Here is a 24,876-nt window from a genome sequence, read left to right as displayed (position 1 = left end):
TTGAAATGCCCAATTAGGATACTCCCGGGCCCAGACTAAGACAAGACACGTGGTAGACACGGAAAGACTTTTATCTGTAAACTTAGAGGGCTATGTCGAAACTGAAATCTCTCTCTGTGTTCTTTCTGTCACTCATTTTGCCCGCTCTATGTATGGCGCAGACGGCAACTTCTGCAGAGCTATTTAAGCAAGGCACTCAAGCATATCTTGCAAAAGATTATGCAAAAGCGCGCGAGTCATTCACACAAGCACTGGACCAAGATCCCAATAACGCCGTCGTATTGACGAATTTAGCGCTCGCGGAGTTTCAATTGGGAAAAAAACCTCTGGCGGTCGGCCTTCTGCGCAAAGCTCTGACTTCGGATCCTGAATTATCGACGGCGGAAGCAAGTCTCAAATTTGTTCTGTCACAACTGGGAGTGCGCGAAGTTCCTCGCCAAATCGAAACGTATGAATCGGTGCGCACGAAGTTGATTCAACCCGTTCCTCTTTCTGCCTATTTGATTTTATCCGCGCTCACGTTTTTTGCCGCGGGATGGACACTGATTTCTTATGGCGGGCGTCGAAGAAAAGCGATGCAGGAAGAAACGTCAGCTCCGGGATTTCCGATGGTCAGTACACTTCTAACGCTGAGCTTTGTGATATTTACAGGGCTTTTGGCGCTGAAAGTCTATGATTCCACGATTTTACGAGGGACGATCATTGAAGAAAAGGTGTCTTTGCAGACAGCACCTGGGGACAATCAGGTGGCTATTCTTGAGCTCTTTGGCGGAATGGAAGTCGTCGCTCACCAAACTCAAGGAGACTGGGTGCAAATTACTTACCCAGGATCTCTTACCGGATGGGTTAAAAAAGCCTCTGTGCTGATGACGCGTTGACAGCAGGACCTGGACCTTAATATGATTTACTTCTATGCTAAAAACGCTCCGAGTCATAACTATCGTCGCGGCTTTGGGACTTCTTGTTTCGGGCTGTTCAACTACTGAGAAAAACTCCGACACTCCAGACGGAGCTTTCGCAATCGCGCAAGAATACGACGAAAGTGAACGCTATGAAGAAGCGATTCGTCGTTACACAGAAGTAAAAAACAAATTTCCGTACAGCAATTTCGCGACAAAGGCGGAACTTGCAATTGCCGATGTTTACTTCAAACAAGAATCTTACGCTGAATCTCAAGTCGCATATCAAATGTTCAAAGAGCTTCATCCGACAGCTCCCCAATCTGATTACGTTCAATTCCGCATCGGGATGAGTTACTACAATCAGCTGCCAACCACGATTGATCGCGATTTAACTCTGGCAAATGATGCGATTCTCAATCTATCGGAAGTCATTAAGAAATATCCAAACTCTCAGTACGTGACTGAAGCCAAAGAAAAGCGCAGCGCTGCGATTAAAATGCTAGCAGAAAAAGAAGAATACATCGCAGATTTTTACTTCAAACGTAAGATCTTCGACAGCGCTCTTCCTCGTTACGAAGGGCTTTACAACAACTACCGCAATTTGGGTTTTGATGCGAAAGCCCTTTCTCGCGCTGCCATTTGTGCTGCGAAAATTGGTGATTCCGCTCGCGCTAAAAAATACCAAGAGCTGTTAGCGAAAGACTTCCCTGACAGCAAAGAATTTAAAGCTGCTACGAAGGAGATCGAGTGATGAATGCTCTTCACGACGATATGCTTTCTGAAGCCCGTGGATACTTCATCAACGGGAATTACAAAATGGCTGAGCCCATTTTGAATCAGATGCTTTTGCAAAACACTCGCAATCCCGAAGTTTACCAAATGCTGGCGACAATCTTTTACGATAAAGGTCAGTTCAGCAAAGCGATTAAAACCTTTAAACGCGCTTTGGAAATCGATCCGACTTACACCGATGCCAGCGTAGGTCTTTCCATTATTCTGAATGATTTAGGTAAGTACGACGAAGGAAAACAGGTTTTCCTAGACGCCCAAGTGCAACTAGAAAAGAAATCCGGCAAACAAGATCCATTCGTCGATGAAAAGCTTGCCTCTAAGCATGAGGAGCTTGCGGATCTTTATTATCAGTACAAACGTTATAACGAAGCTCTTGAACAACTGCTTAAGGCGCAGAAACTTTCTAGCAGAAAAGCCGAAGTTACTATGCGCATCGCAGAGGTTCACGTGCAATTGGGACAACACGATCGCGCGATTAAGGACTTAAAAGCGTTGATTCGTGAGTATCCGCACTTAATTCCAGCTCGCCTAAAGCTCGGTGCTATATATTACAACTCAAACAATATTGCTGAAGCCACTGAACAATGGGAGAATATTCTTATTCGGGACCCACAACACCCCGAAGCCTTACGCTATTTGAAAATGGCGCAAGCAGCTGGCATTACTTCAATTGATTTGTAACCGAGGCATGAAATGGCACAACTAAAAGAACAGATGGTTCCCTTCCTTACTAGCGACGAAATTGCAGAGATTGTTGAAAGCTTAGCTGAACAAATCGAAAGCGATTACGATGGAAAGGATGTGGTTTTTATCTGTCCTCTTCGTGGTTCTATCCATTTCACAGCGGATTTAATGCGTAAAGTTGACCTTCCTCAACAAGTGGACTTCGTTCACGTGCAAGCTGTTGAAAAAGGTGGCGCGATTAAAATCGTCAAAGACATTTCAGTAAATATCGCAGGCAAACACGTTTTGATCGTCGAAGAGATTATTGATACAGGCCGTACTTTAAGCTTCTTAAGAAGCCGCTTGTTTGCTTCAGCTCCAGCCTCTTTGAAAATCGTGACTCTTTTAGATAAGCCAGCACGCCGTGAATTGCCGATTAAAGCCGATTACATCGGCAGAACTATTGATGATCGTTACGTTGTTGGATACGGAATGGATTCCGAAGAAGTCGGAAGAAATTATCCAGATATCTATACAATGAAGAACTAAGAAACTGCGACGTTTACTAGAAACAAGATTACGACGCAAAAGGCATAAAGGAACACAAGTTGTTTTGGCATGCTGAAGATCTCCCTTAAAGCCAATCTAATGAGTCTTAAGACCTTCGTCAATAGGGACACCCCAACGAAGGTCTAAAAAATAAACAAATTTTAGTTATTATAAGCCAACTTACCCTCGCATTCGTCCTCGGAAGGCTCATTTTTTGTCCTTAGGACTTCTTATTTCTTTTGAGCCTCCGAAATAGAAATCGGAGGTTTTTTCCATGAACCACATTTCTTTAAAGGGTCGATTCCTGTTTGTTACGGGTCTTTTGATCCTGATCGCGCTGGTTACAAACATTCTTTCCTTAGATCGCCTGCGCTACCAAAACAAGGTCACTAGCGAAATCGGGGAAATCTGGCTTCCCGCTGTCAGCAAGTCCGCAGATATTAACTTGAATCTCGTTAACTACCGCAAACTAGAGTTTAATCTTTTGGCGACCCAAAGCACAGATGAACGAAAAATCCTCCTTGAAGAGATGGACAGTCTTTTAGGGAACATTACGATCTACTCGAAAGTATTAGATCCTTTATTGACGACGGATGGCCTTCGAAAATCTTACGATGTCTTTTTGACTGCATGGGACGAGTACCAACTTGAGAGCGAAAAGTTTAAAGAGGCGGTTGATAAAGAAGACGCATCCAAAGCAGAAAAAATTCTGACAAGCAGTTCTCAAAAAGCGTTTTCTCAAGCCTACGATGCGCTTAAAAAGCTTTCTGACGACAGCTACATGATTGGGGTTCAGGATACAGAAAATGTTGCAAAGAACTTCAAGGTCACGATGATTGCCCTGATTGCTATTGTTTCTATCTCTATTCTTCTTGGAGCTAGTGCAAGTATCTGGAATATCCGCAAAGTTCAATCTTCATTGAAGAATGTGGCCATTGGATTAGAAACAAGTTCTGAAACTATTCGCAGTCGTGCGACCGAACTCGTTCAATCGAGTGAACAGATTTCTTCTAACTCCACATCGACTGCCGCTTCACTCGAAGAAATTGTCGCTTCGATGGAAGAGCTGACGGCAACGGTTCGCCAGAATTCCTTAAACTCAAATCAAGCCGCTGAAATTTCTAAAGAGGGTGAAGGCACAGTCCATCAAGGACAGTTGAAAATTCAAGAGCTGATCAAAGTCATGAGCGAAATCTCCAAAAGCTCTTCTAAAATTGGCGAAATTCTAACGCTGATTGATGACATCGCTTTTCAAACAAATCTTCTTGCGTTGAATGCCGCTGTAGAAGCCGCTCGCGCGGGTGAACAAGGAAAAGGTTTTGCTGTGGTGGCTGATGCCGTTCGCGCCTTAGCGCAAAAAAGTGCCGGAGCGGCCAAAGAAATCGGTGGCCTTATCGAAGACGCCACAACGAAAAGTAAAACCGGCGTCAATCTAGCCGCGCAAAGTGAAGAGTCATTAAACGCCATAGTTGAAAATTCACACAAAGTTGCTGACCTTATTCAAACCGTCGCACAGGGATCTCACGAGCAGTCTCAGGGCATTGAACAAATGAATAAAGCGCTTTCGCAGATTGATCGCAGCATTCAGGCCGTGGCGACATCCATGAGTACCGTGTCGACCTCTTCGGAAGAAATGCAGAAACAATCCGAAGAACTGCATCGCATGATGAAGGACCTGCACGTTTTAGTCGGAAAAAATAAAAAAGAAGAACAAGAAGCAAATAAAGACGCGGAAGAAAAAGATTCTTCTGCGGCGTAATTTAAAAAGGAGAAAACATGAAAAAAACCACTTTGGTAGCGGCTTTGCTTTTAATGAGCTCTGTGTCCTATGCCGGTGACTGTGTGATCACGATTGAACGTAAAGCTTGTGCGGGTAAAGAAACCGAAGCTTTCAAACCGTACAACGGCAAAAATCCAACTGAAGAATCTAAAAAATTGGATTCGGCAGAAGCTTGTACAAAATGGGCTGAAAAAAGCTCTAAAATCGTGCGCAAGGGCACTTTGACTGAAAAGAAGGTCACGGGCAAATTCGATGGTACTGATCTAGGTAAAACTTTTGCTGATAAGGCAGAGTGCAAATAATTTTTTTGGGGTTTTTCGATCTGCGAAAGACCCCTTTTCCCCGCATAAAGTCCTGTGCAATCTTTGGACGATTCGACTTAAGCCTCAAGTGAAACTCAGTCGAAACAGCTTTGTCCAAAACTTTTTCAATTTTCCTGACTTTCTGATTTTCTGAATTTTCCCAATATTCCCAGATTGAGACAGCGTTCCCTCGGCGTTTTGTAATGCTCACTCTAAAGAGAATCCCAAAATTAGCCGATATTGATCTAAAGGGGGAACATCCATGAAGAAGTTTAAGAATTTTTCTAAGAATCTTTTGAAGAACAAACAAGGTCAAGGTGCGACTGAGTACATCCTATTGCTTGTCGTTGTCGTGGCTCTAGTTGTTATGTTCAAAGATAGAATTAAACAAACTATGGAAGGCAAAATCGAAGCTCTTTCTAGCTCGATCATGTCTGTTGAGTAGTTTAATTCGCGTTTAATCGGGAGATTAAATGACCGTTGAGTATGTCCTGTTACTATTCTGCGTGTTCTTCTTTGGGCTGAAAGCTTTCTTATCAGCCCCAGGAAATGCATTTCGCAATTCGGGCCCGATGTTAGGCGCTCGTATCGAACAGCAAATCGCAACAGGTGACGGATTTAAACCACAAGGCGGTAACCACGTTCAATGGGCGGGTGACAATTGAGACAAGATCCTCTTCGTAACCGAAAAGGTCAGTTCGTGATTGAAGCCGTTCTTTTGATGGTTGTCGGTGTGAGTTTTTTCATCTGGGGAACCAATCAGCTGCGTGAACAAAAGATTCTCGCCAAACTGATCGGTGGCCCTTGGGAAAAGGTCTCTGGAATGATTGAATCGGGAGTCTGGGAAACGCCGGATAAGGCGCGCGCCAATCACCCGAATCAGATTGATCGTTCACTGACTATCGATCCGAAAGGTTAAGAAAGATTGGGAATGAAAGCATTCAAAAGAATACTTAAACCAGTGCAGAATGAAAGCGGATTGATCTCCGCTGAGTTCATTTTTGCCCTCGTGTTATGCGCAGGCATGTGCATTATTCTTTTCGCTTTGAACTTCACTCTTTCAATGGCAGAGATTGCTCAATACATCGCCTTTTCGGCGGCACGAGCTCACGCTGCTAGCCATGTCGATCCGACAAAACAACAGCAGCTCGCTAAAGACAAGTATAACGAACTTGTGAACAACCCTACATTGAAACCTCTTTTCAACAGCTCCAACGACGGAGCCTGGTTTAAACTTGGCGCCTTGGACGTGCGAAGTGGTCTTGATGGAAGTGATTTTAGCGGTGATTACAAATACACCGAAGACCGCGTTCCGCAGGTCGGTGTTCGCTTTGATTTTCAAACGCGCATTTTGAATATGAAAATCGCGTTCCTAGGTTCAACGGCAGAAGATCCGGAAAGAGGATTTTCCGCTAAAGTAACCGGCTTATTGATTCGTGAACCCACGCAGAAAGAGTGTTGGGAGCAACAAATCAAGCCTCGTTACACAAATATTCTGAATCTTGATTCCCGCTATAAGGTGTTGGGCGGAATCGGAGAGAACCAATACACACCGATGGAGGATAACGGATGTTAAAAAAACAACGTCGCCCTTCCATCATCAATAACGAAAAAGGTATGGCGGTCTTTGAAATGATCCCCATCATCGTCGTTATTGTTTTGTTTTTGAATTTTTCGTTGGGTTTCTTTGGCGCGATTCATACGGGTATTTTGAATTCGATCGCTGCCCGCAACTATACTTTTGAAACTTTCCGCCATCGTGCGAACCTGACGTACTTTAGAAATTCGGACTTTAACTTTAAAGACATCGGAATGCGTTTCCATGGAACGACTTCTGAAAAAGTCCGTGGGGAAAAGTGGATTGCCTCCACTCGCCTGATTGATTTTATGAATTTTGATACTCGAGCAACGGTGTTTGACAGCAAGAGTGATCACGAAAAAACCAGAGGACTTGGCGATGGACGAAATCAAACTGTCGGTGCCAACCCAATCTGGATTAAGACTGCCTATGGTATCTGTTTGGATGCCAAGTGTGGCGGGTCATAGAAAGTAGGACGTGATGGGATCTAACGAGACTCGAAATCTTTGGCTTTCGATTGCAGCAGGGGTCTTTGCTACCTTCCTGCTGTACAGCTATTCGCAAGAAAAGAAAGCCGAGTACGACAAGCGTTACGGCACAACGAAACGTGTGGTCGTTGCTAAAGAAGATATCGCAGAAATGCAAACCATCTACGATACGATGGTGGAAACTAAAGAGTTACCTGCTGACTTCATTCAGCCGGATGCCATCACCATCCCTGACGAAATCATCGGCAACGTGGCTGCTGTTCCTATTCGTAAAGGCCAAATGGTCGTAAAGAACAACCTTCTTACACCAGGACCTGATACAGGTATTGCGTTGCAAGTGGCACCGAGCAAACGTGCGGTGGCAATTCCTGTGGATGAAGTTCGTGGTGTCGCAAAACTGATTCGTCCTGGAGACCGCGTGGATATCTTTGCTGCTGTTGACAGTGGTAAGGGTGTAAACCAACGCCGTGAAGTCTTCACGATGCTTTCAGACGTTGTCGTTCTGGCAACGGGTGTGAGTGTTATGAATAACATTCCACGTATGTTTGAGTTGGATTCAACAGGTAAAAACTTAACGCAAATTGCTTTAACTGGGGATACGAAATATACGACGATCACGGTTGAAGCGACGCCAAAGGAAGCTCAAGACTTGTTCTATATCTTGTCGACAGCTCCAGGTAATATCTTCTTTGCTTTAAGAAATCCGAACGACAGAACCGTTCCACCGCGCATGCCTAGCTCGACGGCGGAATCTGTTGCCGGAAAACCAATGGTATCGATGGATGCGCCAGCCGCACCTCCAATCGCAATGCCACAGAGACCCGTTTATACACCACCCGTACAACAACAAAGAACTGCGCCTCCGCCAGCACAAAGACCGCGCACCAATGGATTTCAAACACTGTAGATGGGTCGACCAAGGGGAACGAAGGGGGAACATATGAGACGAAATATACTGACTGCAGGACTGCTGTTAAGTCTCGCCGTGGGACCATGTGCAATGGCCCAGGAAGAACTCGTTGCAGAACCATCGTCAGCCGTAGCTGATGAAGGCACTGGCGTTTATCGTTCCCGCAAATTCATCAATCTGACTTTGGGGATTGAGCAGGATGAAAAACTTCCGCCACTTCCGGATAGCATTGAATTTAAAGGTGACTTCCGTCGTGTCGTCACGGCCGCTTACGCTAAAGACCTCAATGTCATTCGCTTCACCCCTAAGGCGGAAGGCTTTGCGACTTTAACAATTCATGACAAACGTAACGGCAAGGTCGTTGCGGAATTCCGTATTGACGTTAAGAAAAGTAAACTCGACAAAGTCGTGCGTGAAATGCGTGCGCTCTTAGGTGATATCGAAGGTATCAATATCAAGATCGTTAATAACAAAGTTGTCGTTGACGGTCAGATCCTTCTTCCAAAAGACTTAGCTCGTATCTTTAACGTCGTAAAACAATTCGGTGACCAGGCGTCTTCACTAGTGACTTTAAGTCCTTTGGCGCAAAAGAAAATCGCTGAATTTATCGCTCGTGATATCAACAACCCCGAGATCGAAGTTCGTGCCGTGAATGACAAAATCATTCTTCAAGGCTGGGCTAATAGTGATGAAGAAGCCAAACGTGCCGAAATCATTGCCAAAACATACCTTCCGGATATCGTGATTGATGCTGCCGAAGACGGCGGCCCGATCAAGAAACGTCGTCCTTTGAATGATGGTGTTATCAACCTTATTCAAATTAAAGAAGCGGCTCCACGTCCACCGGCAAAAATGATCCAGATGGTTATTCACTATGTGGAACTAAATAAGGACTACTCAAAAGCCTTTAAGTTCCAGTTCACTCCAGAGCTAGGTGACAACTCGCAAATGACTTTCCAAACTGGTGGTGACAGTCCTGGTGGAGTTATCAGTTCTATCACAGGTACGGTTTCTAACTTGTTGCCTAAACTGAACTGGGCAAAACAACACGGTCACGCTCGTGTACTTGAAAGTACAAGCTTGATCGTTGAGGACGGTAAAAAGGGTGAAATCAAACAGGTAACGGACCAACCTTATCCAGTTATCGGTAAAGACGGTACCCAAGGAACGGCGTTCGCCTCTGTCGGTATCGTGACAGCCATCACTCCATCACTTCTAGGGGAAAAATCTGGAAGCGTGAAAATGGATATGAGCTTTGAAGTGAGCAGCTTATTGGGTAATACGCCACTAGGCGCTCCGATCGTCAGTAAAAATCAAATGTCGAGTACCGTGACTGTTCGTGACCGTCAAAGTGCCGCAGTGGGTGGTTTGATCCGTAACTCCACTTCGACTGGTTACAATCGTCCTGCTGGACAAAAGAACCCGATCATCAGCCTTTATGCATCTAAAGATTTCATCAAGCAACAAAGCCAGTTTGTGGTCTTTGTGACTCCAATTGTGAAGACTTCTGCGAGCTCGGGTGCGGAGCAAATTAAGAAGAAGTTCCGTTTACGCGACTAAGATCTCGTAAACGGACCTCCCATTCCAGCCGATAAAGGAACTGGAGGTCTGCATTGGCTATTAATCCGAATTGTAATCTCATCGCAGTTGTTGGCGGTAAAGGCGGCGTAGGTAAGTCTGTCTTTGCGGCTAACTTTGCTTGCACCCTCATGAATGAACTTCGCTCTCAGGTTCTTTTGATCGACGCTGACAGTAAAAGCGTGGGCGATCAGAACGTGATCATGGGTATTAAGCCTCAGAAAACTCTGAAAGAACTTGCAAGCTTCCAAGGATCCCTAAATTCTCAACCAATGAACTCGCTGGTAACAATGCACCAATCCGGTCTTGCTTACGTGGGCGCGGTTCGTGGTCCGGAAGAATCTTTGAATATCTCTCCTGATCTTCTAGGCAAACTTTTAGAATTCTTTTCTCGCGCCTATAAGTTCGTCGTTGTCGACGTCGGAACTGATTTGGGCCCGGCACAAATGGCGGTTCTTCAAGAAGCAACGGCCATCATGATCGTAACAAGTCCCGAAGTTCTGGTTGTTACGCAAACTCAACGTCTTATCAATGAACTTCTTTCTGCAACTTTACCGAAAGATATGTTCCAGCTTGTGATTAACAAAGCTTCTCCGACAGGCTTGTCACCACAAACTATTTCGAATCAATTGCAACTTCCGTTTTTGGGAATCATTCCTCAAGACGAAGCGACTTCAATGATGGCTTTGCAAAAGTATACGCCGTTCGTACTAGCTGCGCCGAAAGCACCTATCACGGCTGCGTATTATGATGTCGCTCGTAAACTCAGCGGTGGTATCTTACAAAGATTAAAGTCAATTTCTCGTCCGAAGCCGGCTCCGGCCGCTGACTCATCATCGAATGCCGCTGGCGCTGCCCTTCCTGTCAATGGAATGGATCCGCGCACACTTTTAAAAATTCGCGTGCATAATGAGCTCATCAGAACTGTCGATTTAAAGAAACTTCTTCTTGATACCAAACAAGACGAAGGAAAAGAAAAAGAGATTCGCGAAAAAACAAAACGTGAAATCACTTTGATTGTCGACCGCGAAGCCCCGGATACAGCTCGCGATGAGCGCTCTAAGATCATTAAAGAAGTTTTGGAAGAAGCTTTGGGCTTAGGGCCTTTAGAAGATCTATTAGCGGATGCCGACGTATCCGAGATCATGGTAAATGGTTTTAGAAAAATCTTTATCGAGAAAAGTGGTAAGGTTCAGCTGAGTCCCGTCACATTTACATCCAACGATCACTTGCGTCGTATTATCGAGCGTATCGTGACTCCGCTGGGACGTCAGATCAATGATTCAACTCCTTACGTGGATGCCCGTCTTAAAGATGGCTCGCGTGTGAACGCCGTCATTGAACCTTTGGCGATTGACGGACCGGCTCTAACTATTCGTAAATTTAAAAAAGGTGGTATTACTCCTGAAAAGTATATCAACTACGGAAGTATCACGAAGAACATGATCGACTTCCTTCGCATCTGCGTGGAAAACGGTCTGAACGTGGTGATCTCTGGTGGTACCGGTTCCGGTAAAACCTCGCTTCTGAATATGCTTTCTTCGTTTATTCCATCTAATGAGCGTGTGATCACTGTCGAGGACGCGGCCGAGCTGCAACTTCAACAGGAACACGTCGTGCGTTTAGAGACTCGTCCTCCTTCAATGGAAGGGTCCAACGCCGTTACTATTCGTGACTTGATCAAAAATGCCCTGCGTATGCGTCCTGACCGCATCATCGTCGGTGAGTGCCGTGACGGCGCCGCCCTTGATATGTTGCAAGCGATGAACACGGGTCACGATGGTTCAATGACTACGACTCACGCCAACAGTCCGCGTGAGTGTATCGCTCGTCTTGAGACTCTTTGTATGATGTCGGGAATGGAACTTCCCGTTCGCGCGATCCGTGAACAAATCTCGGGTGCGGTGAATTTGATTGTGCAGATTTCTCGTCTGTCTGACGGTAGCCGTAAAATCTTAAGCATCACTGAAGTTGCGGGCATGCAAGGTGATGTCGTGACTTTGGCGGAAATCTTCCGTTTCAAAGAAACAGGTTACGATAAGAATAGAAAAATCAATGGTGTCTTCCAGGCAACAGGAACGATTCCAAGCTTTATCCAAAAACTAAGCGACAAAGGTGTCGTAATTCCTCGAGAGATCTTTGCCAATGATCCAACGACGAATACACCAGGCGCACCAGCAGCGTCGCAAAAACCACCTATCGCAGCAGCAATGCCAAAAATGCCAGGCGTCGCTCCGGTAAAGAAATCGGGATAGTGTATGAGTTTTCTGTTTAACGAATGGATTATGATTCCTCTTTTTGGCGTGTGCGTGTTCGTCATAGTTATCCTATGGGCGGACAAAGCTATCGACTGGCTTCATAAGCGCAGTCTGGGCCAAAGAGATGAAGTCATTCGTCTTCTTCGTTTGATGGGCAATGAAGTGGATGAAAAAAAGATCACGATCTTGATCCTTCTTATGAGCTTCGGCGTGGGTGCATTGGCATTCTTAGCTTTGTGGCCCAGTGTTTTAATGGGATTTGTTTTCGGAGCTTCCTTAACCGTCGCTGGCTGGCAGCTTCCACTTCTTCTAGTTCGTCTGACTTATGAACAGCGCTGCTCAAAATTCACAGATCAAATGGTGGATGGTCTTACGATTATGGCCAACGGTATTAAAGCTGGATCGAATCCCCAAGAATCAATGAAGCGCGTTGTAGAGATCATGGGAAACCCGATCAGCCAAGAATTCGCACAAGTTCTATATCAGATGCAAGTCGGTGATAGTTTTGAAAGTGCTCTGAATGACTTAGGCACGCGCATTCCACGTCCTGATGTACAAATGTTTGTGACCGCGATCAATATCTTAAAAGAGACCGGCGGTAACTTGGCAGAGACTTTCCAGACCATCGTCTTAACAATTCGTGAAAGACAAAAGGTAGAGAAAAAAATTCAAGCACTGACTGCGCAAGGTCTCATGCAAGGGATCATCGTCACTCTGATTCCGTTCATCTTGATGGGCGTCTTTTTCATGGTGGATCCGGGTTTCATCAAACCCATGTTTAGCACAACCCTAGGTCTAGTGTTGCTGTTCGTGATGCTAGCGTTGCAAGTAATTGGTGGCGTAGTAATTAAAAAACTTGTTACCATCAAAGTGTAGTTTGTCAGTTTCAAGGAAGAGGTAAATTATAATGAAGAAAGCAATATTGGCGTTCGCTTTTCTTTTTTCAGCACAAGCTTATGCTCTTGTGGATATGAAAAATGCCAACTATTCCAATACATGGATTGATATGGACGTTCCCGGAAGTGGTTATGATCTTAAGATCATTCGCACTTACAACAGCCGTTCTTTGTTCAATGGTATGTTCGGATTCGGCTGGTGTTCGGATTTTGAAACTTCCATGGAAGTAAATGCCGAAGGCAACATCAAAGTAAAAGAGTGTGGCGGTGGTTTAGAGGTGACGTTCTCTCCTCGCGAAGTGACTCGTAAAGATGTTGAAAGCACCATTGCTCAAATCATCAACCGCATGAAGGCTGAAAAGAAAGTTGGATTGACGGAAGCGGCGATCAATAACTTGAAAACGCAGATGCTTGAAGATGACAACGTTCGCTCAGAATATGCGGCTCAGTATGGAATCAAAGTTCCAGTTAAAGAAGGCACGAAGTTTTATGCAAATGGCCGCGAAGTAGAGCACTTCATCTTCAATAAGACTTACTACACCCGTAATCTTCCCGATGGCAGCGCTCAACGCTACAGCCCTCAAGGGAAACTGACTCACATCTACGATAAAAACGGAAATTACCTGAAGTTTGACTACGACAAAGACGTTATCGCCTCTATCCAGGATAATAACGGCCGTCGTTTGGGCTTTAAGTACTATCAGAACAAAAAAGTAAAATCCATCACAGGTCCGAATGGCTTGATGGCGGAATACAAGTTTGCAAACCTTGATGATCTTTCTTCAGTAAAGAATGCTTGGTTAAAAACTTATACCTACGAATACGATGAGCTTCACAACTTAACTAAAGCTACGTGGCCAGATAAAACATTCGTTTCTATCAAATATGATAAAAAGAATGACTGGGTTGTCGCTTTTGCAGACCGCGATAAATGTATCGAGTCTTATAAGTACGAATCCTCTACAAACGATCCTAAAAATCACTACTGGTCGACAGTTAAGAAAACTTGCGGCAAAGAAGTGATGGCCGACAATAAATACGAATTCTGGCATCAGCAACGCGCTGATGGTCAGTACTTCTTGCAACGTGTGATGACGACTGTCAGCGGTAACGTGACAGACATCACTTACCACGAAGTCTTCGGCAAACCTGTTTCTATCCGTAGAAATGCAGACCGCGTTTCTTACGAGTACTATCCAGATGGACTAGTAAAAGTAAAGGCAGCACCCAATGTTCGTATGGCTTACGAATATGATCCAAAAGTTAAAAAGGTAAGCTCAGTAACAAGCACTTTCTTTAACGAAAAAGGTGCAAAAGTTGCTACTAAAACCACTCAGTTCAAATGGGACGGTAAAGGCAACCTGGCTTATGCTCAAAACAGTGATGGTCAGAAAATCAATATGACTTACGATAACCGTGGTCGTATTGCGACAATCACCGACCAAGCTAAGAAAGTGGTTAAAATCGAGTACGAAGAGCGCTACGGCAAGCCTTCCATCGTAACCCGCCCTGGCTTGGGGACTATTGTAGTTAGCTATAAACCAAATGGCGAAATCAACAAAGTAGACAGCAAAGAAGGTCCTTCAGTTGCAATGCAAGTCGCTAGTACCTTTAATAACTTGTTAGATATTATTGCCCCTGCAACCGCAGAAATGTATCTATAAAGGAGTAGGTGATTATATGAAAAGACTTTTAGCCTTATCTATTTTGTTAGCCGCTCTAGGTACCTCTTTCGTAGCCACCTCTTCTTTTGCACAAGAAGATGCGGGACGCACGGTAAACCCTGGGGAAGACCCCAATGAAGCCAAAAGCCCTAAGCCTTTAGAGGCTGACGTGGCTTCTACGGGCATCTGCCCCGAGTGTACCGCTCGTATGAAGCACACACGCCTTAATGATGATACGACTTACAGACCTCAAGGAACTGCAGCTCCAGGAGCTAATGGTTCTGGCTCACCTGCTGATGGTAATAGATAGACTGTCTAATCTGTTATCACTCGGTGAACGTAAAAGGGCTTTGGAATCCAAGGCCCTTTTTATTTGTCCTTATTCCTTCCTTATTTGATCCTGCCTTCTCAAATTGAGACATCTGAACAAGACCTTGCTGGCACACCCAGTGCAATGAACCTTCTTTGAGTAGATTTTATTTTTTGATACTCGTGATAAGGAGTTTTCTATGAAGAAGATGTTCGGATCTATTATTGCTCTTTCAATTATTGCATCAGCCTCTATGTCTGTTGCCGGTACATCTGCGGTGTGCAATCACCAAACGAAGAGCGGTCGCTTCGCATCCACGAACCCGGAAAAAGTAAGAGTTGCTAAATCGACGGCGAAGGCCGGAGCTGAAGCAGCAGCCTCAGGTCAGAAGTAATCGACCTGAATTCAAAATGCCCCCGAAGGAAGAGTGTCTATCCCCCCCCTTGGATGCTCTTCCTTTCCCTTTTTTAAGAACTAGCGCACCGCTTTTTCGTGAGCGCCTTCTTGAAATCCATCTACGGTACTAGCCACGCCATCTTTCAATGTGCGACCCAGATTACGAATTGCCATCGCGCCACCAGCGGCAGCACTTTGAACATATTCAGAAACCGTCGATCTTTGTAACCAGCGGAACGAATGATATTCGATCGAAGCACCGCCAATTTTGACCTGCATAAGCATGATCAAAAGCATTGTGAAGCACAAGCATTTGGCTACGAATTTAAGTTCTTCCATGAGTGGACTCTCCCTGCTGCGGTAATACTTTGGAAATAGCTTCTAAGATTTGTTCCTTGCTGAAAGGCTTTGTCACATAAGCATCAAAGCCGGCTTCATAAGCCTTCTGCACATAGGCCTCTTGATCGATTGTAGAGCAACCGATGATTTTAATTTCTGGATGAAGTTCTTTTAAAACTTTGGCGGTTTCAATGCCGTTTCGAAGAGGCATGACCATATCAAGAAATACAAGTTCAGGCAGGGTGGATTCAACAAGCGTGATCGCTTCATCACCATTGGCGGCTTCGCCGACGCAAACGCCACCGGCCGAAGTGACAATATTCTTCACCAGTTCACGCAAGAAAGCGGCATCGTCGATAACAGCAAAACGTATCTTCATACCGCTCAGTATAGATTTTAGTTCTTAGTTTGATGAGAGGATTTTAGTGACCCCAACGATAGCCTAGGGAGAACATATAAAGCGAGTTCGTCACACTGACATTCGAAGGCGTGGCCCCCGTACTAGGGTCGGGAAGAGCCGCAGCACCATCAAAGACATTTCTTTCTGCACTCACACCCAGATTCCAAATCATCTGCCCTTCGCGGGAAAACTTCCACTCGCCCCCAACGTCCACACCAATGCGGATGGATTCTTCAGAAGAACCGGAACTCATATCAGCACCCGTAACCGATTCAGAGTGTTGTAACCGAGGGAAGAAAGTTCCCCCGACAACCCAAGAATGATTCACCGATGTTGGAATACGCGCTTTAAGACCGACACCGACACCCGAAGTTTTAAGACGTGCGCGAGACGTATTGTCGCTAGGCACGTTCATTTTATTTTCGCTAAATAGAACTGAGAATTCGACAGAGCTTGATTTGCGTGAAACCCCGAAGAACTTTCTAAAGTTCAAACCCAAATCCAGATACTCATACTTTGCAGGGATGCGCGAGCTATCCACTAAAGAATCCACATCTGCCGCCAAAGAAAACATCATTTGTCCACTCACACCGATGCGCGGAGTGAACCAAACGTTAGTTTTTAACTTTAAAGCATTAAAGAAGCTTTGATAGTCGCGGAAAGAATAGTTGGATTGAGATTCGTTATAAGCAACAACGGGAGTTACATCCAACTCCACTTTATTGTTACGAATGTCATCCGGGTGAATTTGTTCACGGTAAAAATCATAAATGCGATCCGCTTGGCTTGAGAACAAGCTCTCTGCGTGCTCTGACAAAGTCGGTTCCTGGACCTCAGCGTCTACGGTAAGTTCTTTCACTGGAATCGGCGGATGCGCAGGGGCAGGACTAGACGTCACCGCAGGCGGAGCCGTGAGTTGTGTCGCTTTTTCTTTTGCTAGCTTTTCTTCAGCCGCCTTCTTTTCAGCCTCTTTACGTGCAGCTTCTGCTTTTGCAAGCTCTGCAGCTTCTTCGGCTTTCTTTTCAGCTTCCAGTTCGCTTTCTTTAAGCGTTCTTACTTTAACTCCATCCGCATCAGTCACAACGGGAGTCGCTTCACCTTCAGACGCAGGCTTGCGCGAAGCTTTTTTACGAACTTCATAACGTCCAGAAGAAAAGCCTTCAAGACCCATCTGTGCAAAAGAGGTCTCAGCTGATGCTAAAAGGGACACGGCAGTGAAGATTGAAACAAAGATTTTCATAGGAAATTCTTCGGCTCTCGGTCCGAATTACTTGACGCCAAATTGACGAGTTTTCAGAGGCAGTGCAGAATAAATTTATGAAATCATTTCTTCTTAGTTTCCTCTTCGTCGCGTCCTGTTTCATTTCCGTATCTTCGACAGCATTTGGCCAGACTATTGCCCAGAACACTTACGTCAGCACCGTTGACCAAGATCTAGCAATTAAGTCCATCGTACTTGTCCCCACAACCGACAACGTTGGTGGAATTTATTCTCGCCCCGTTGAAGAAGAACTAAGAAAAGCGCTGAATGAGGATAAACAGTGGTCATTGGCGAATTATCCTTCCGACGTAAAAGTGAATTCAGCGTTGCTTGATGAAAAGCCTCAAGACGTTCAAAAAATTTTAGAAGCCTCAAAGAGCGAAGCGGCTTTGACTTCAAAAATCATTCGTGGTCCTCGAGGAATTTCGATCACGCTAACACTTTTTGTAGGCCGCGAAGGTTTGCCTTTGTTGCAGGAATCATTAAACGACTACAAAGGTTTTGAAACGGCGGAAATCAGAAACGAAGCCAGAAAACTTTTTGAGAATTTAAAATACAGAATGCCGTTTCGCTCGACGATCTTAAGTCGTCGTGGTCAGCAAGTGACATTGAACTTAGGAAGCGCTTACGGTCTTAAACCTGAAAGCCGTGTGTCCGTTGTTCAAATCATCAAAGTAAATCGTCATCCAAAATTGAAGTTCATGGTCAGCACAGAAAAAGAAGTTCTGGGCCGCGTGAAGCTTTTTAAAGTGGAGCCGTACTTAAGCTTCGGTTACGTCGAAATGGAAAAAGAACCAGGCGTCATCGCCGTAGGTTCGAAAGTCATGCCGGATGAATTTGTGAAATACTCCGTCCCAGTGACAACGCCTTCAGGAAAGGTTCTTCAAGATATCTCCACTAGACCCGACAAAGAAGTCGCTTTTGGCGAGGATCCACATGAATGGTTACCAACAATGCCACCTCAATTCGGAAAAATCGAATTGATGGCGGGCTTTGCAAGCTATACGCAAAACGTAAACCTACAAACCGCAGGCTCGATCAGCGGCAGCAGCAGCCTCGCTCCAAATATTTTAGTGCGCGGTGAAATCTGGTTGAACCCGCAATGGTACGTAGGCGTCCTATTACGCCAATCCGTATTCTCAATGGATAACGACCTAGCCGGATCCTCCCCAGGAAGCTTAAACATGTCGATGGGCCAATACGGCGTTAACTTCGGTTACAACTTCCTATTAACAAACGACTTCTTCGGCCCAAAACTACAAATCGCCGGCGGCTACACGAACACAAACTTCAGCGTGGACGACAGCACACCAACAGCCTACACAACAATGAAATACGGCGGCTTCGCCTTAAGCGTAGCCGGCCAATTCCCATTATCCGAAGAACTCCCAGTAGACATCGGTGGCAAACTAGATTTCTACCTAAACCCATCCCTAAGCGAAAACAAAACCAGCGGAGCCTCGTCCGACAACAAAATCAACAGCTTCAGCTTCTTCGTAGACTATAAACTAAAAACCCGCTTCAAAATCAGAGGAGAACTCCTCCTAGAAAACTACACATCCGACTTCTCAGGCACCGGCCAAAGAACCGACCCAGCCACAAGCACCAGCCACAAAATGACAACCTTGATGGGCGGCGTACAATACTTGTTCTAAAAAAGAAGGTGCAAAGCACCTTCCCAAAAAACACACCGATGTAAGGCCCGAACATCAAACTCATCAAAGGCAGGAATCACTCCTGCCTTTTTATTTTTTGAGAATGTTAGTGTATCGAGCAAAGGTTTTCTTTAAGCCTGCTTCCTGGGATATCTCCGAAGAAGGGCCTTTGCCGGCGCCACGACGGCGCGAACCGCACGAAGTGCGGCGGCAACTGAGCCTGGAAGGCGTGCCCGCCGAAGCGAGATATCCCAGGAAGCGGGCTTAAAGAAAACCCGTCGCCCGAAGCCAATACCAGAGCCACAAATAAAAAAAGCCCGGGAATAATCCCAGGCTTTTCGAAAAAGAACGAAGATGTTCGGCAAGCCGATTACATCATATCGCCCATTCCACCCATACCGCCCATGCCAGGAGCACCAGCAGGCATTGGAGCATCTTTCTTAGGAGCTTCAGCGATCATTGTTTCAGTAGTAAGCATCAAAGAAGCTACAGAAGCAGCGTTAGTCAATGCACAACGAACAACTTTAACTGGATCGATAACACCGTCTTTGATTAGGTCAGTGTATTCGTCAGAGTAAGCATTGAATCCCCAAGTAGCAGATTTGTTTTGAAGGATACGATCCAAAACGATCGCGCCATCAAGACCTGCGTTTGCAGAGATTTGACGAATTGGCTCTTCACAAGCACGTTTGATGATCATCGCACCGAAAGACTCTTCTTCAGAGAATTTAGTTTTATCAACTTTTTGAGAAGCGCGAAGCAAAGCAGTACCACCACCAGCTACGATACCTTCTTCAACAGCAGCGCGAGTCGCGTTCAAAGCGTCTTCTACGCGGTGTTTTTTCTCTTTCATCTCTACTTCAGAAGGAGCACCAACGTGGATAACAGCTACGCCGCCAGCCAATTTAGCCAAACGCTCTTTCAATTTTTCTTTGTCGTAGTCAGATGAAGTTTCGTCGATTTGAGATTTGATTGTAGCAACACGAGCTTGGATGTCGGCTTTTTTACCAGAACCATCAATGATAGTTGTGTTGTCTTTATCTACAACGATACGTTTCGCGATACCTAGGTCAGCTACAGTAGCTTGCTCAAGTTTGCGACCGATATCTTCAGAGATCACTTTTGCGCCAGTCAAGATAGCGATGTCTTCAAGCATAGCTTTACGACGGTCACCGAAGCCAGGAGCTTTAACTGCAGCAATGTGAAGAGTGCCACGAAGTTTGTTCACAACTAGAGTTGCAAGTGCTTCGCCTTCAACGTCTTCAGCGATGATCAACAATTGACGACCTTGCTTAGCAACGCCTTCAAGGATACCGATCATATCTTTCATTGAAGAGATTTTTTTGTCGTAAACAAGAACGTAAGCGTTCTCAAGAACTGCTTCCATTCTTTCTGCGTTAGTTACGAAGTATGGAGAAAGGTAACCACGGTCGAATTGCATACCTTCTACAACTGTTACTTCTGTTTTCGCAGTTTTAGATTCTTCGATAGTGATAACGCCTTCTTTGCCAACTTTATCCATAGCGTCTGCAAGCATTTGACCGATTTCTTTATCGTTGTTTGCAGAGATAGAACCAACTTGAGCAACTTCGTTCGAACCTTTTACAGGTTTCGCCATTGATTTCAACTCGTCGATAACAGTTGCTACCGCTTTGTCGATACCACGTTTGATTGACATTGGGTTGTGGCCTGCAGAAACAAGTTTAGCACCTTCGCGATAGATAGCTTGTGCTAGAACAGTTGCAGTTGTTGTACCGTCACCGGCTTCATCATTGGTTTTAGAAGCAACTTCTTTAACCATTTGAGCGCCCATGTTTTCGAATTTGTTTTCCAATTCGATTTCTTTGGCAACAGTGACACCGTCTTTAGTGATAAGAGGAGAACCGAAAGATTTGTCGATAACTACGTTACGACCTTTTGGTCCCAAAGTTACTTTTACTGCGTTCGCAAGAGTGTTCACACCTTTCAAGATGTGCGCGCGAGCGTCTTCTGAGAATGTTAATACTTTAGACATGGTTTACTCCGTTTTATTATTTAATTGAATTAGTTGAATACGCCCAAGATGTCTTCTTCGCGCATCATTAGGTATTCGTCGCCCTCAAGTTTCAACTCTGTGCCTGCGTATTTTCCGAAAAGCACTTTGTCGCCAACTTTCACTTCAAGAGGAAGTACTTTTCCGTCTTCAGTGATACGGCCTTTGCCTGTAGCGATGATTTCGCCACGTTGTGGTTTTTCTTTTGCTGTATCTGGGATGAAAAGTCCGCCAGCGGTTTTTTCTTCTTCCGCCATTCTGCGAACTAGAATTCTGTCATGAAGTGGACGAACGCCAATTTCGTTCTTAGCCATAGTAATTGCCTCCGTGTTTAAATCACGAAGGTAATATGAATCGGCTGGGATAGGAGTCAAGGTCGGGTGCCCAATTTTTCTCATGACACGCCGATTAATTTCAGAAATTTCAGGAACTTATATTATCAGAAAATTATTTCGGTTCTTTACCCACATTATTAGCGCTGACAGGCAAATCAGAGGCGTGGGCCCCAAAGACAGAGTTCGCGTAAGCCGTCATAAGTTCAGCTACTTCCTCGGGGCTTAGTTTGCCAGCAACCTCATTAAAGGCAGCCTTTTTGTCCTGAACTTTTGTGAGGTAGCCTACAAAGTAATCAGTCACAGAAAGGTCTTTAGCTACTTCTAAATCATATTGTTCTTCACGAAGGCGACGCTCGAGTTTTTCAACTCCCATATCCGTTGACGATACGGCTTCAATAGTCGCTTTATTGGAAAGATTTGGATCCGTTCCTTGTGCCATCGCGCGAGACGCTTTTTTAAGATCGATTTGCGCTTTTAAACTCATGACGTCAGCTTGTGCGAGCTGAACACGCTCTGTTTTCCATTCACGATAGCTTTTTACCTCTGCACCCGCTTTCATAGCGAAAGCGGTCATAGACCAAAAGGCGATAAGAGGTAAAATTTTAAGAAAGCTCATTGGCTCCTCCAACAGACGTCCACAATTCCAAGGAGGCTTATTACAAGGGTTGTGCCCAGGGAAACATGTCTCATTTGCAATATAAAAGACCTGAGCCCCTTTGGGGGCCCAAATGTGTTACTTTGAGACGAAATTGGCTTTACAGGAAAAACCTACATTGAAGGTTAGTGGCTGTGCTCTGAGTGCGCGTCAGGAGCGTGCTCGTCGTGAGCTTTTTTATCCGTTTTCTTTTCTTCGCCATGGCTGTGTTTCGCCACTTCGGCTTTCTTTTTTTCTTTGCATTTATCGCAAGTGTGACCGGCCTTTTCGTGAGAATGAGATTCTTCCTTTTTAGGTTCATCAACGCTTGCCGGAATACGCATTTGCAAAGTCGGTTCGTTCTTAAATGCTACGTGACCAGACTCTAAATCATAAAGAGAAGAAACAATGCGAAGATCACCGCTTTCAACTTTTTTGCGAATCAATTCAGAACGAGTAACAAGGTCTTTCGCTACGCCCTCTGTATTTGCCCATGATTCTCTTTCAAAATTCTTACTTGGTTTTTTATCTTTGAACTGAGAGATACGCGGCTGAATGTCTTTCACCAAATTATCAAGCGCTGGCGTTCCTAAGCTGGAACCATTCAAAGTACTGTGCGCGGCCTTCACAGCTCCGCAAGAAGTGTGTCCCATAACTACCAAAAGCTTTGATCCCAAATGCTCCACAGCGTATTCAATACTTCCGATCGCATTATCACCAAGAGCTTCACCGGCCGTTCTGACGACGAAAATCTCTCCTAATTTCTGGTCGAAAACGACCTCAGGCGGAACACGCGAATCACTGCAACTTAGAACGATAGCATGAGGTTTTTGCCCCGTACTTAAACGATGCACATCACCTTGTGATTGACCATCACTGCGAAGTTTTGCACCCGTAAAACGGTTGTTTCCATTTTGCAGCCAACGCAAAGATGTATCTGCATCCACCCCGGCAGGAGCGTGATCATTCGCAAATATTGAGAGGGAAATTGTGGTGATAACTAAGAACGAAAAGATAGCTTTCATGGGGAAAATCCCTTGGTAAGAAGTTACTTTCTTTTCGGGAATTACTTAGCGGAAGTTGAGCTTTGTTTAAGGAAAGTGAATACACTCTGATCGTAATCAAGATTTGGATGATTTCATCGTTCAATGTTTAAGTTTTAGTAACAATTGTTGGATTCACTTCGAACAATAGTTTTATCGAGACAAGTCTAAAGCCACGATCCAGAGCAGTTAACAAATCAATGGTGAAGAGGGACAGATTATCTAAGGCGCTGAAAATAAAAAAACCAAGCCTTGTGGACTTGGTTTTCTTAATCACATTTATTTAGAAAATAAATGGCTCAGAAGGAGGGACTCGAACCCCCGACCCAGCGGTTAACAGCCGCTTGCTCTACCGACTGAGCTACTTCTGAACTCGGTGAAGAACTATAATTAGGGCTTTGAGCGTTTCTTGTCAAACAGAAATCGCGGTTACGGAGCCTCCAGCCGCTCCAAAGCCTTGGTCAGCATCGGCGAACTAAAAGGCATCCCTTGGGCTCTAAAAACCGGTATTTTTTCGTTCTGTTCCAGGGTTTTTGACTCTCCAGACGAAGTTAAAGCCACTAGACGCTTTTTATAAGCTGCCTCATCAACACCCTCACTAGTGAAACCACCCAGCATAATTTCACAAACGCTGCTGATTTCTGAAGAACTTGTAAGAGTCTTTTTGAGCTCTCCGGTCAGCGAATAAATCTCAACTTTAGCGGTTTCGGGCGGGCACCAGTTCATCGGGCGGTAGTCGCTGCCGATCAAAATGCCCAGCGCACTTTGTGGATCAGAAAGTTTTTGTTTGAACTCGCGGGTTTGCAAAGCACGGATCGCGTAAAGGACTACACCCAAAGAAACGATCATCATGGCGATTTTAAAATAGAAAGAAATCTTCATGACGCTAAGTTAACTCGGCGAGTTGAAAACGGTCTAGTTATAACGTGAAGTTTAATAAGGAAAAAAATGGTGCACTCGAGAGGATTCGAACCTCTGACCACATGATTCGTAGTCATGTACTCTATCCAGCTGAGCTACGAGTGCACTGTGAAAGAGAAGTATAGATAGACTGCGGCCAGGGAAAAATCAAGCATTCTTGCTAAATTTACAAAAAGAATAAGGCCAAATCCTTGATTAAAGGGGCTCGCTATGGCAGTTTGGTTTCTCAGTCGAATTAAAACCGACCGCGGAAAGGTGGGTGAGTGGCTGAAACCAAGCGTTTGCTAAACGCTCGTACACTCAAAAGGTGTACCGCGGGTTCAAATCCCGCCCTTTCCGCCATTTTCTTTATCTCTATTTACATCCCTGAAGAAACAACACTGCTGATAAAAAAGGCACACAAACTACTTTGATGTCGTAGCCATTGGCCTTATAAACCTCGCATGGACGAACAACGTTTTATCGATATCGAAACTAAATTGGCTCACCAAGAAATGATCGTGGAAGAACTAAACCAAGTTCTTTACCAACAACAAAAGACGATCGACCAACTGGAAAAGATGGTTCAAGGGTTAACTGCGAAACTAAAAGAGCTGATGACGGATGAAAGCGGCCTTGAGATTCGTGGTCACGAAAAGCCGCCTCACTACTAGATTCTAATAAAGCTTTGAAAGCTCCATGGAGTACTTGCCTGGAGCATATTCGCTCAAACGTTTCTTATACAAATCTTGGAAGAACTTATCTTTAACCGCGTAGCTCGCGTAAGGATAAATCGCGATTCCCCCGCGCGGAGTGAACTCCCCAACGACTTCGATATATTTCGGTTTCATGAGCGCCACAAGATCGTCACAAATTGTTTGCACACAGTCTTCGTGGAAATCACCGTGATTGCGGAAGCTGAAAAGATAAAGTTTTAACGATTTTGATTCGACCATCTTTTTGTCAGCGATGTAGTTAACAAAAATTTTAGCGAAATCAGGTTGGCGCGTCTTTGGGCACAAAGAAGTAAACTCGGTACAAACAAATGTCGTCCAAGCAATTTTGCCTGGATTCTTATTATCGAAAGCTTCCAATATCTCAGGAGCATATGTCTCTGGATATTGAGTTTGGTTTTCGCCTAAGGCGAAGTTAGCTAGTTCTTTTGCGTCTCGGCCAGTTTTCTTTTTCATAGGCGCTCTTTTATTGCAAT

The 24,876-nt window shown here is 44.9% G+C and carries 29 protein-coding genes and 3 tRNA genes; 21 read left to right on the top strand and 11 right to left on the bottom strand.

Features of this window, described 5'->3' with window-relative positions; genetic code table 11:
• The first annotated feature begins 92 nt into the window (after positions 1-92).
• From AZI87_RS07610 to AZI87_RS07525, 18 genes are all read left to right on the top strand, one after another.
• Entirely contained in the window at positions 93-878 is a 786-nt protein-coding gene (locus AZI87_RS07610; protein ID WP_063205950.1) for a tetratricopeptide repeat protein, read from the top strand.
• Positions 879-912: 34 nt separating this feature from the next.
• Positions 913-1,653, top strand: a complete 741-nt coding sequence (locus AZI87_RS07605) for an outer membrane protein assembly factor BamD (RefSeq protein WP_063205948.1) — start codon at positions 913-915, stop codon at positions 1,651-1,653.
• Positions 1,653-2,375, top strand: a complete 723-nt coding sequence (locus AZI87_RS07600) for a tetratricopeptide repeat protein (protein ID WP_063205946.1) — start codon at positions 1,653-1,655, stop codon at positions 2,373-2,375. The genes AZI87_RS07605 and AZI87_RS07600 overlap by 1 nt, the downstream gene beginning before the upstream one ends.
• Positions 2,376-2,387: 12 nt before the next feature.
• Positions 2,388-2,906, top strand: coding sequence for a hypoxanthine phosphoribosyltransferase (gene hpt / locus AZI87_RS07595; protein ID WP_063205944.1), 519 nt, complete (start codon positions 2,388-2,390; stop codon positions 2,904-2,906).
• 274 nt (positions 2,907-3,180) lie between these two features.
• Positions 3,181-4,665 (top strand): HAMP domain-containing methyl-accepting chemotaxis protein, encoded by a 1,485-nt coding sequence (locus AZI87_RS07590; protein WP_063205942.1) that lies wholly within the window; start codon positions 3,181-3,183, stop codon positions 4,663-4,665.
• Positions 4,666-4,682: 17 nt separating this feature from the next.
• Positions 4,683-4,988: a hypothetical protein gene (locus AZI87_RS07585; protein ID WP_063205940.1), complete on the top strand. Its 306-nt coding sequence runs from the start codon at positions 4,683-4,685 to the stop codon at positions 4,986-4,988.
• Positions 4,989-5,250: 262 nt separating this feature from the next.
• Positions 5,251-5,433, top strand: a complete 183-nt coding sequence (locus AZI87_RS07580; protein ID WP_063205938.1) for a Flp1 family type IVb pilin — start codon at positions 5,251-5,253, stop codon at positions 5,431-5,433.
• Positions 5,434-5,461: 28 nt separating this feature from the next.
• Complete coding sequence (locus tag AZI87_RS07575; protein ID WP_063205936.1) at positions 5,462-5,653, top strand: hypothetical protein; 192 nt, start codon at positions 5,462-5,464, stop codon at positions 5,651-5,653.
• Complete coding sequence (locus tag AZI87_RS07570) at positions 5,650-5,907, top strand: hypothetical protein (protein WP_253696544.1); 258 nt, start codon at positions 5,650-5,652, stop codon at positions 5,905-5,907. Before AZI87_RS07575 ends, AZI87_RS07570 begins: the two co-directional genes overlap by 4 nt.
• A 12-nt stretch (positions 5,908-5,919) precedes the next feature.
• Entirely contained in the window at positions 5,920-6,564 is a 645-nt protein-coding gene (locus AZI87_RS07565) for a hypothetical protein (RefSeq protein WP_063205934.1), read from the top strand.
• Positions 6,558-7,034 carry a hypothetical protein gene (locus AZI87_RS07560; RefSeq protein ID WP_063205932.1) on the top strand — a complete coding sequence of 159 codons (477 nt, stop codon included), beginning with the start codon at positions 6,558-6,560 and terminating at the stop codon, positions 7,032-7,034. The genes AZI87_RS07565 and AZI87_RS07560 overlap by 7 nt, the downstream gene beginning before the upstream one ends.
• 13 nt (positions 7,035-7,047) lie before the next feature.
• A complete protein-coding gene (cpaB, locus tag AZI87_RS07555; RefSeq protein WP_063205930.1) occupies positions 7,048-7,962 on the top strand; it encodes a Flp pilus assembly protein CpaB in 915 nt (304 codons plus the stop codon).
• 33 nt (positions 7,963-7,995) lie between these two features.
• Positions 7,996-9,525, top strand: a complete 1,530-nt coding sequence (locus AZI87_RS07550) for a BON domain-containing protein (RefSeq protein ID WP_063205928.1) — start codon at positions 7,996-7,998, stop codon at positions 9,523-9,525.
• Between the two features lie 53 nt (positions 9,526-9,578).
• Positions 9,579-11,798 (top strand): ATPase, T2SS/T4P/T4SS family, encoded by a 2,220-nt coding sequence (locus tag AZI87_RS07545; RefSeq protein WP_063205926.1) that lies wholly within the window; start codon positions 9,579-9,581, stop codon positions 11,796-11,798.
• 3 nt (positions 11,799-11,801) lie between these two features.
• A complete protein-coding gene (locus AZI87_RS07540) occupies positions 11,802-12,677 on the top strand; it encodes a type II secretion system F family protein (protein WP_063205924.1) in 876 nt (291 codons plus the stop codon).
• Between the two features lie 31 nt (positions 12,678-12,708).
• Entirely contained in the window at positions 12,709-14,361 is a 1,653-nt protein-coding gene (locus AZI87_RS07535; protein WP_063205922.1) for a DUF6531 domain-containing protein, read from the top strand.
• 16 nt (positions 14,362-14,377) lie between these two features.
• Entirely contained in the window at positions 14,378-14,671 is a 294-nt protein-coding gene (locus tag AZI87_RS07530; protein WP_063205920.1) for a hypothetical protein, read from the top strand.
• A gap of 199 nt (positions 14,672-14,870) precedes the next feature.
• Positions 14,871-15,065 carry a hypothetical protein gene (locus AZI87_RS07525; protein ID WP_041872600.1) on the top strand — a complete coding sequence of 65 codons (195 nt, stop codon included), beginning with the start codon at positions 14,871-14,873 and terminating at the stop codon, positions 15,063-15,065.
• 80 nt (positions 15,066-15,145) lie between these two features.
• On the opposite strand, the gene AZI87_RS07520 is transcribed toward AZI87_RS07525, so the two are convergent.
• The 3 genes from AZI87_RS07520 to AZI87_RS07510 are packed head-to-tail and all read right to left on the bottom strand — an operon-like array spanning position 15,146 to position 17,046.
• Positions 15,146-15,406: a hypothetical protein gene (locus AZI87_RS07520; RefSeq protein WP_063205918.1), complete on the bottom strand. Its 261-nt coding sequence runs from the start codon at positions 15,404-15,406 to the stop codon at positions 15,146-15,148.
• A complete protein-coding gene (locus tag AZI87_RS07515) occupies positions 15,393-15,785 on the bottom strand; it encodes a response regulator (RefSeq protein ID WP_063205916.1) in 393 nt (130 codons plus the stop codon). The genes AZI87_RS07520 and AZI87_RS07515 overlap by 14 nt, the downstream gene beginning before the upstream one ends.
• Positions 15,786-15,828: 43 nt before the next feature.
• The gene (locus AZI87_RS07510; RefSeq protein ID WP_063205914.1) at positions 15,829-17,046 is read right to left on the bottom strand and encodes a hypothetical protein; all 1,218 of its coding nucleotides are present in this window, start codon (positions 17,044-17,046) and stop codon (positions 15,829-15,831) included.
• Between the two features lie 77 nt (positions 17,047-17,123).
• Here AZI87_RS07510 and AZI87_RS07505 point away from each other — a divergent pair, with 77 nt between their 5' ends.
• The gene (locus tag AZI87_RS07505) at positions 17,124-18,722 is read left to right on the top strand and encodes an outer membrane protein (RefSeq protein WP_063205912.1); all 1,599 of its coding nucleotides are present in this window, start codon (positions 17,124-17,126) and stop codon (positions 18,720-18,722) included.
• A 370-nt stretch (positions 18,723-19,092) separates the two neighbouring features.
• Here AZI87_RS07505 and groL read toward each other — a convergent pair whose 3' ends face one another.
• The 7 genes from groL to AZI87_RS07470 all read right to left on the bottom strand — a co-directional run bounded on the left by groL (position 19,093) and on the right by AZI87_RS07470 (position 23,792).
• Positions 19,093-20,736 (bottom strand): chaperonin GroEL, encoded by a 1,644-nt coding sequence (groL, locus tag AZI87_RS07500; protein WP_063205910.1) that lies wholly within the window; start codon positions 20,734-20,736, stop codon positions 19,093-19,095.
• Positions 20,737-20,765: 29 nt separating this feature from the next.
• A complete protein-coding gene (gene groES, locus AZI87_RS07495) occupies positions 20,766-21,053 on the bottom strand; it encodes a co-chaperone GroES (RefSeq protein ID WP_041872753.1) in 288 nt (95 codons plus the stop codon).
• Positions 21,054-21,201: 148 nt separating this feature from the next.
• Complete coding sequence (locus tag AZI87_RS07490) at positions 21,202-21,705, bottom strand: hypothetical protein (RefSeq protein WP_063205908.1); 504 nt, start codon at positions 21,703-21,705, stop codon at positions 21,202-21,204.
• A gap of 164 nt (positions 21,706-21,869) precedes the next feature.
• Positions 21,870-22,748 (bottom strand): carbonic anhydrase, encoded by an 879-nt coding sequence (locus AZI87_RS07485; protein ID WP_063205906.1) that lies wholly within the window; start codon positions 22,746-22,748, stop codon positions 21,870-21,872.
• Between the two features lie 313 nt (positions 22,749-23,061).
• A tRNA-Asn gene (locus tag AZI87_RS07480) sits at positions 23,062-23,137 on the bottom strand.
• A 58-nt stretch (positions 23,138-23,195) separates the two neighbouring features.
• Positions 23,196-23,648, bottom strand: coding sequence for a hypothetical protein (locus tag AZI87_RS07475; RefSeq protein WP_063205904.1), 453 nt, complete (start codon positions 23,646-23,648; stop codon positions 23,196-23,198).
• Positions 23,649-23,715: 67 nt separating this feature from the next.
• Positions 23,716-23,792 (bottom strand) — tRNA-Arg (locus AZI87_RS07470).
• Between the two features lie 144 nt (positions 23,793-23,936).
• Between AZI87_RS07470 and AZI87_RS07465 the strand changes: the two genes are divergently transcribed.
• Both AZI87_RS07465 and AZI87_RS07460 read left to right on the top strand, forming a co-directional pair.
• Positions 23,937-24,029, top strand: a tRNA-Ser gene (locus AZI87_RS07465).
• 101 nt (positions 24,030-24,130) lie between these two features.
• Entirely contained in the window at positions 24,131-24,340 is a 210-nt protein-coding gene (locus AZI87_RS07460) for a SlyX family protein (protein WP_063205902.1), read from the top strand.
• A 3-nt stretch (positions 24,341-24,343) separates the two neighbouring features.
• Here the strand turns inward: AZI87_RS07460 and queF are convergent, their stop codons facing one another.
• On the bottom strand, positions 24,344-24,856 hold the full coding sequence (gene queF, locus AZI87_RS07455) for a preQ(1) synthase (protein WP_063205900.1): 513 nt from the start codon (positions 24,854-24,856) through the stop codon (positions 24,344-24,346).
• Between the last annotated feature and the right edge of the window lie 20 nt (positions 24,857-24,876).

This window comes from Bdellovibrio bacteriovorus, from assembly GCF_001592745.1.
GTDB classification, from domain to species: domain Bacteria; phylum Bdellovibrionota; class Bdellovibrionia; order Bdellovibrionales; family Bdellovibrionaceae; genus Bdellovibrio; species Bdellovibrio bacteriovorus_B.
This window is presented reverse-complemented; position numbering and strand designations above follow the sequence as displayed.

What these genes read in the sequence shown, in the direction of transcription:
- AZI87_RS07610 (WP_063205950.1), top strand. Translation starts at nt 93, where the DNA reads ATGTCGAAACTGAAATCTCTCTCTGTGTTCTTTCTGTCACTCATTTTG.
- AZI87_RS07605 (WP_063205948.1), top strand. Translation starts at nt 913, where the DNA reads ATGCTAAAAACGCTCCGAGTCATAACTATCGTCGCGGCTTTGGGACTT.
- AZI87_RS07600 (WP_063205946.1), top strand. Translation starts at nt 1,653, where the DNA reads ATGAATGCTCTTCACGACGATATGCTTTCTGAAGCCCGTGGATACTTC.
- hpt (WP_063205944.1), top strand. Translation starts at nt 2,388, where the DNA reads ATGGCACAACTAAAAGAACAGATGGTTCCCTTCCTTACTAGCGACGAA.
- AZI87_RS07590 (WP_063205942.1), top strand. Translation starts at nt 3,181, where the DNA reads ATGAACCACATTTCTTTAAAGGGTCGATTCCTGTTTGTTACGGGTCTT.
- AZI87_RS07585 (WP_063205940.1), top strand. Translation starts at nt 4,683, where the DNA reads ATGAAAAAAACCACTTTGGTAGCGGCTTTGCTTTTAATGAGCTCTGTG.
- AZI87_RS07580 (WP_063205938.1), top strand. Translation starts at nt 5,251, where the DNA reads ATGAAGAAGTTTAAGAATTTTTCTAAGAATCTTTTGAAGAACAAACAA.
- AZI87_RS07575 (WP_063205936.1), top strand. Translation starts at nt 5,462, where the DNA reads ATGACCGTTGAGTATGTCCTGTTACTATTCTGCGTGTTCTTCTTTGGG.
- AZI87_RS07565 (WP_063205934.1), top strand. Translation starts at nt 5,920, where the DNA reads ATGAAAGCATTCAAAAGAATACTTAAACCAGTGCAGAATGAAAGCGGA.
- AZI87_RS07560 (WP_063205932.1), top strand. Translation starts at nt 6,558, where the DNA reads ATGTTAAAAAAACAACGTCGCCCTTCCATCATCAATAACGAAAAAGGT.
- cpaB (WP_063205930.1), top strand. Translation starts at nt 7,048, where the DNA reads ATGGGATCTAACGAGACTCGAAATCTTTGGCTTTCGATTGCAGCAGGG.
- AZI87_RS07550 (WP_063205928.1), top strand. Translation starts at nt 7,996, where the DNA reads ATGAGACGAAATATACTGACTGCAGGACTGCTGTTAAGTCTCGCCGTG.
- AZI87_RS07540 (WP_063205924.1), top strand. Translation starts at nt 11,802, where the DNA reads ATGAGTTTTCTGTTTAACGAATGGATTATGATTCCTCTTTTTGGCGTG.
- AZI87_RS07535 (WP_063205922.1), top strand. Translation starts at nt 12,709, where the DNA reads ATGAAGAAAGCAATATTGGCGTTCGCTTTTCTTTTTTCAGCACAAGCT.
- AZI87_RS07530 (WP_063205920.1), top strand. Translation starts at nt 14,378, where the DNA reads ATGAAAAGACTTTTAGCCTTATCTATTTTGTTAGCCGCTCTAGGTACC.
- AZI87_RS07525 (WP_041872600.1), top strand. Translation starts at nt 14,871, where the DNA reads ATGAAGAAGATGTTCGGATCTATTATTGCTCTTTCAATTATTGCATCA.
- AZI87_RS07520 (WP_063205918.1), bottom strand. Translation starts at nt 15,406, where the DNA reads ATGGAAGAACTTAAATTCGTAGCCAAATGCTTGTGCTTCACAATGCTT.
- AZI87_RS07515 (WP_063205916.1), bottom strand. Translation starts at nt 15,785, where the DNA reads ATGAAGATACGTTTTGCTGTTATCGACGATGCCGCTTTCTTGCGTGAA.
- AZI87_RS07510 (WP_063205914.1), bottom strand. Translation starts at nt 17,046, where the DNA reads ATGAAAATCTTTGTTTCAATCTTCACTGCCGTGTCCCTTTTAGCATCA.
- AZI87_RS07505 (WP_063205912.1), top strand. Translation starts at nt 17,124, where the DNA reads ATGAAATCATTTCTTCTTAGTTTCCTCTTCGTCGCGTCCTGTTTCATT.
- groL (WP_063205910.1), bottom strand. Translation starts at nt 20,736, where the DNA reads ATGTCTAAAGTATTAACATTCTCAGAAGACGCTCGCGCGCACATCTTG.
- AZI87_RS07490 (WP_063205908.1), bottom strand. Translation starts at nt 21,705, where the DNA reads ATGAGCTTTCTTAAAATTTTACCTCTTATCGCCTTTTGGTCTATGACC.
- AZI87_RS07485 (WP_063205906.1), bottom strand. Translation starts at nt 22,748, where the DNA reads ATGAAAGCTATCTTTTCGTTCTTAGTTATCACCACAATTTCCCTCTCA.
- AZI87_RS07475 (WP_063205904.1), bottom strand. Translation starts at nt 23,648, where the DNA reads ATGAAGATTTCTTTCTATTTTAAAATCGCCATGATGATCGTTTCTTTG.
- AZI87_RS07460 (WP_063205902.1), top strand. Translation starts at nt 24,131, where the DNA reads ATGGACGAACAACGTTTTATCGATATCGAAACTAAATTGGCTCACCAA.
- queF (WP_063205900.1), bottom strand. Translation starts at nt 24,856, where the DNA reads ATGAAAAAGAAAACTGGCCGAGACGCAAAAGAACTAGCTAACTTCGCC.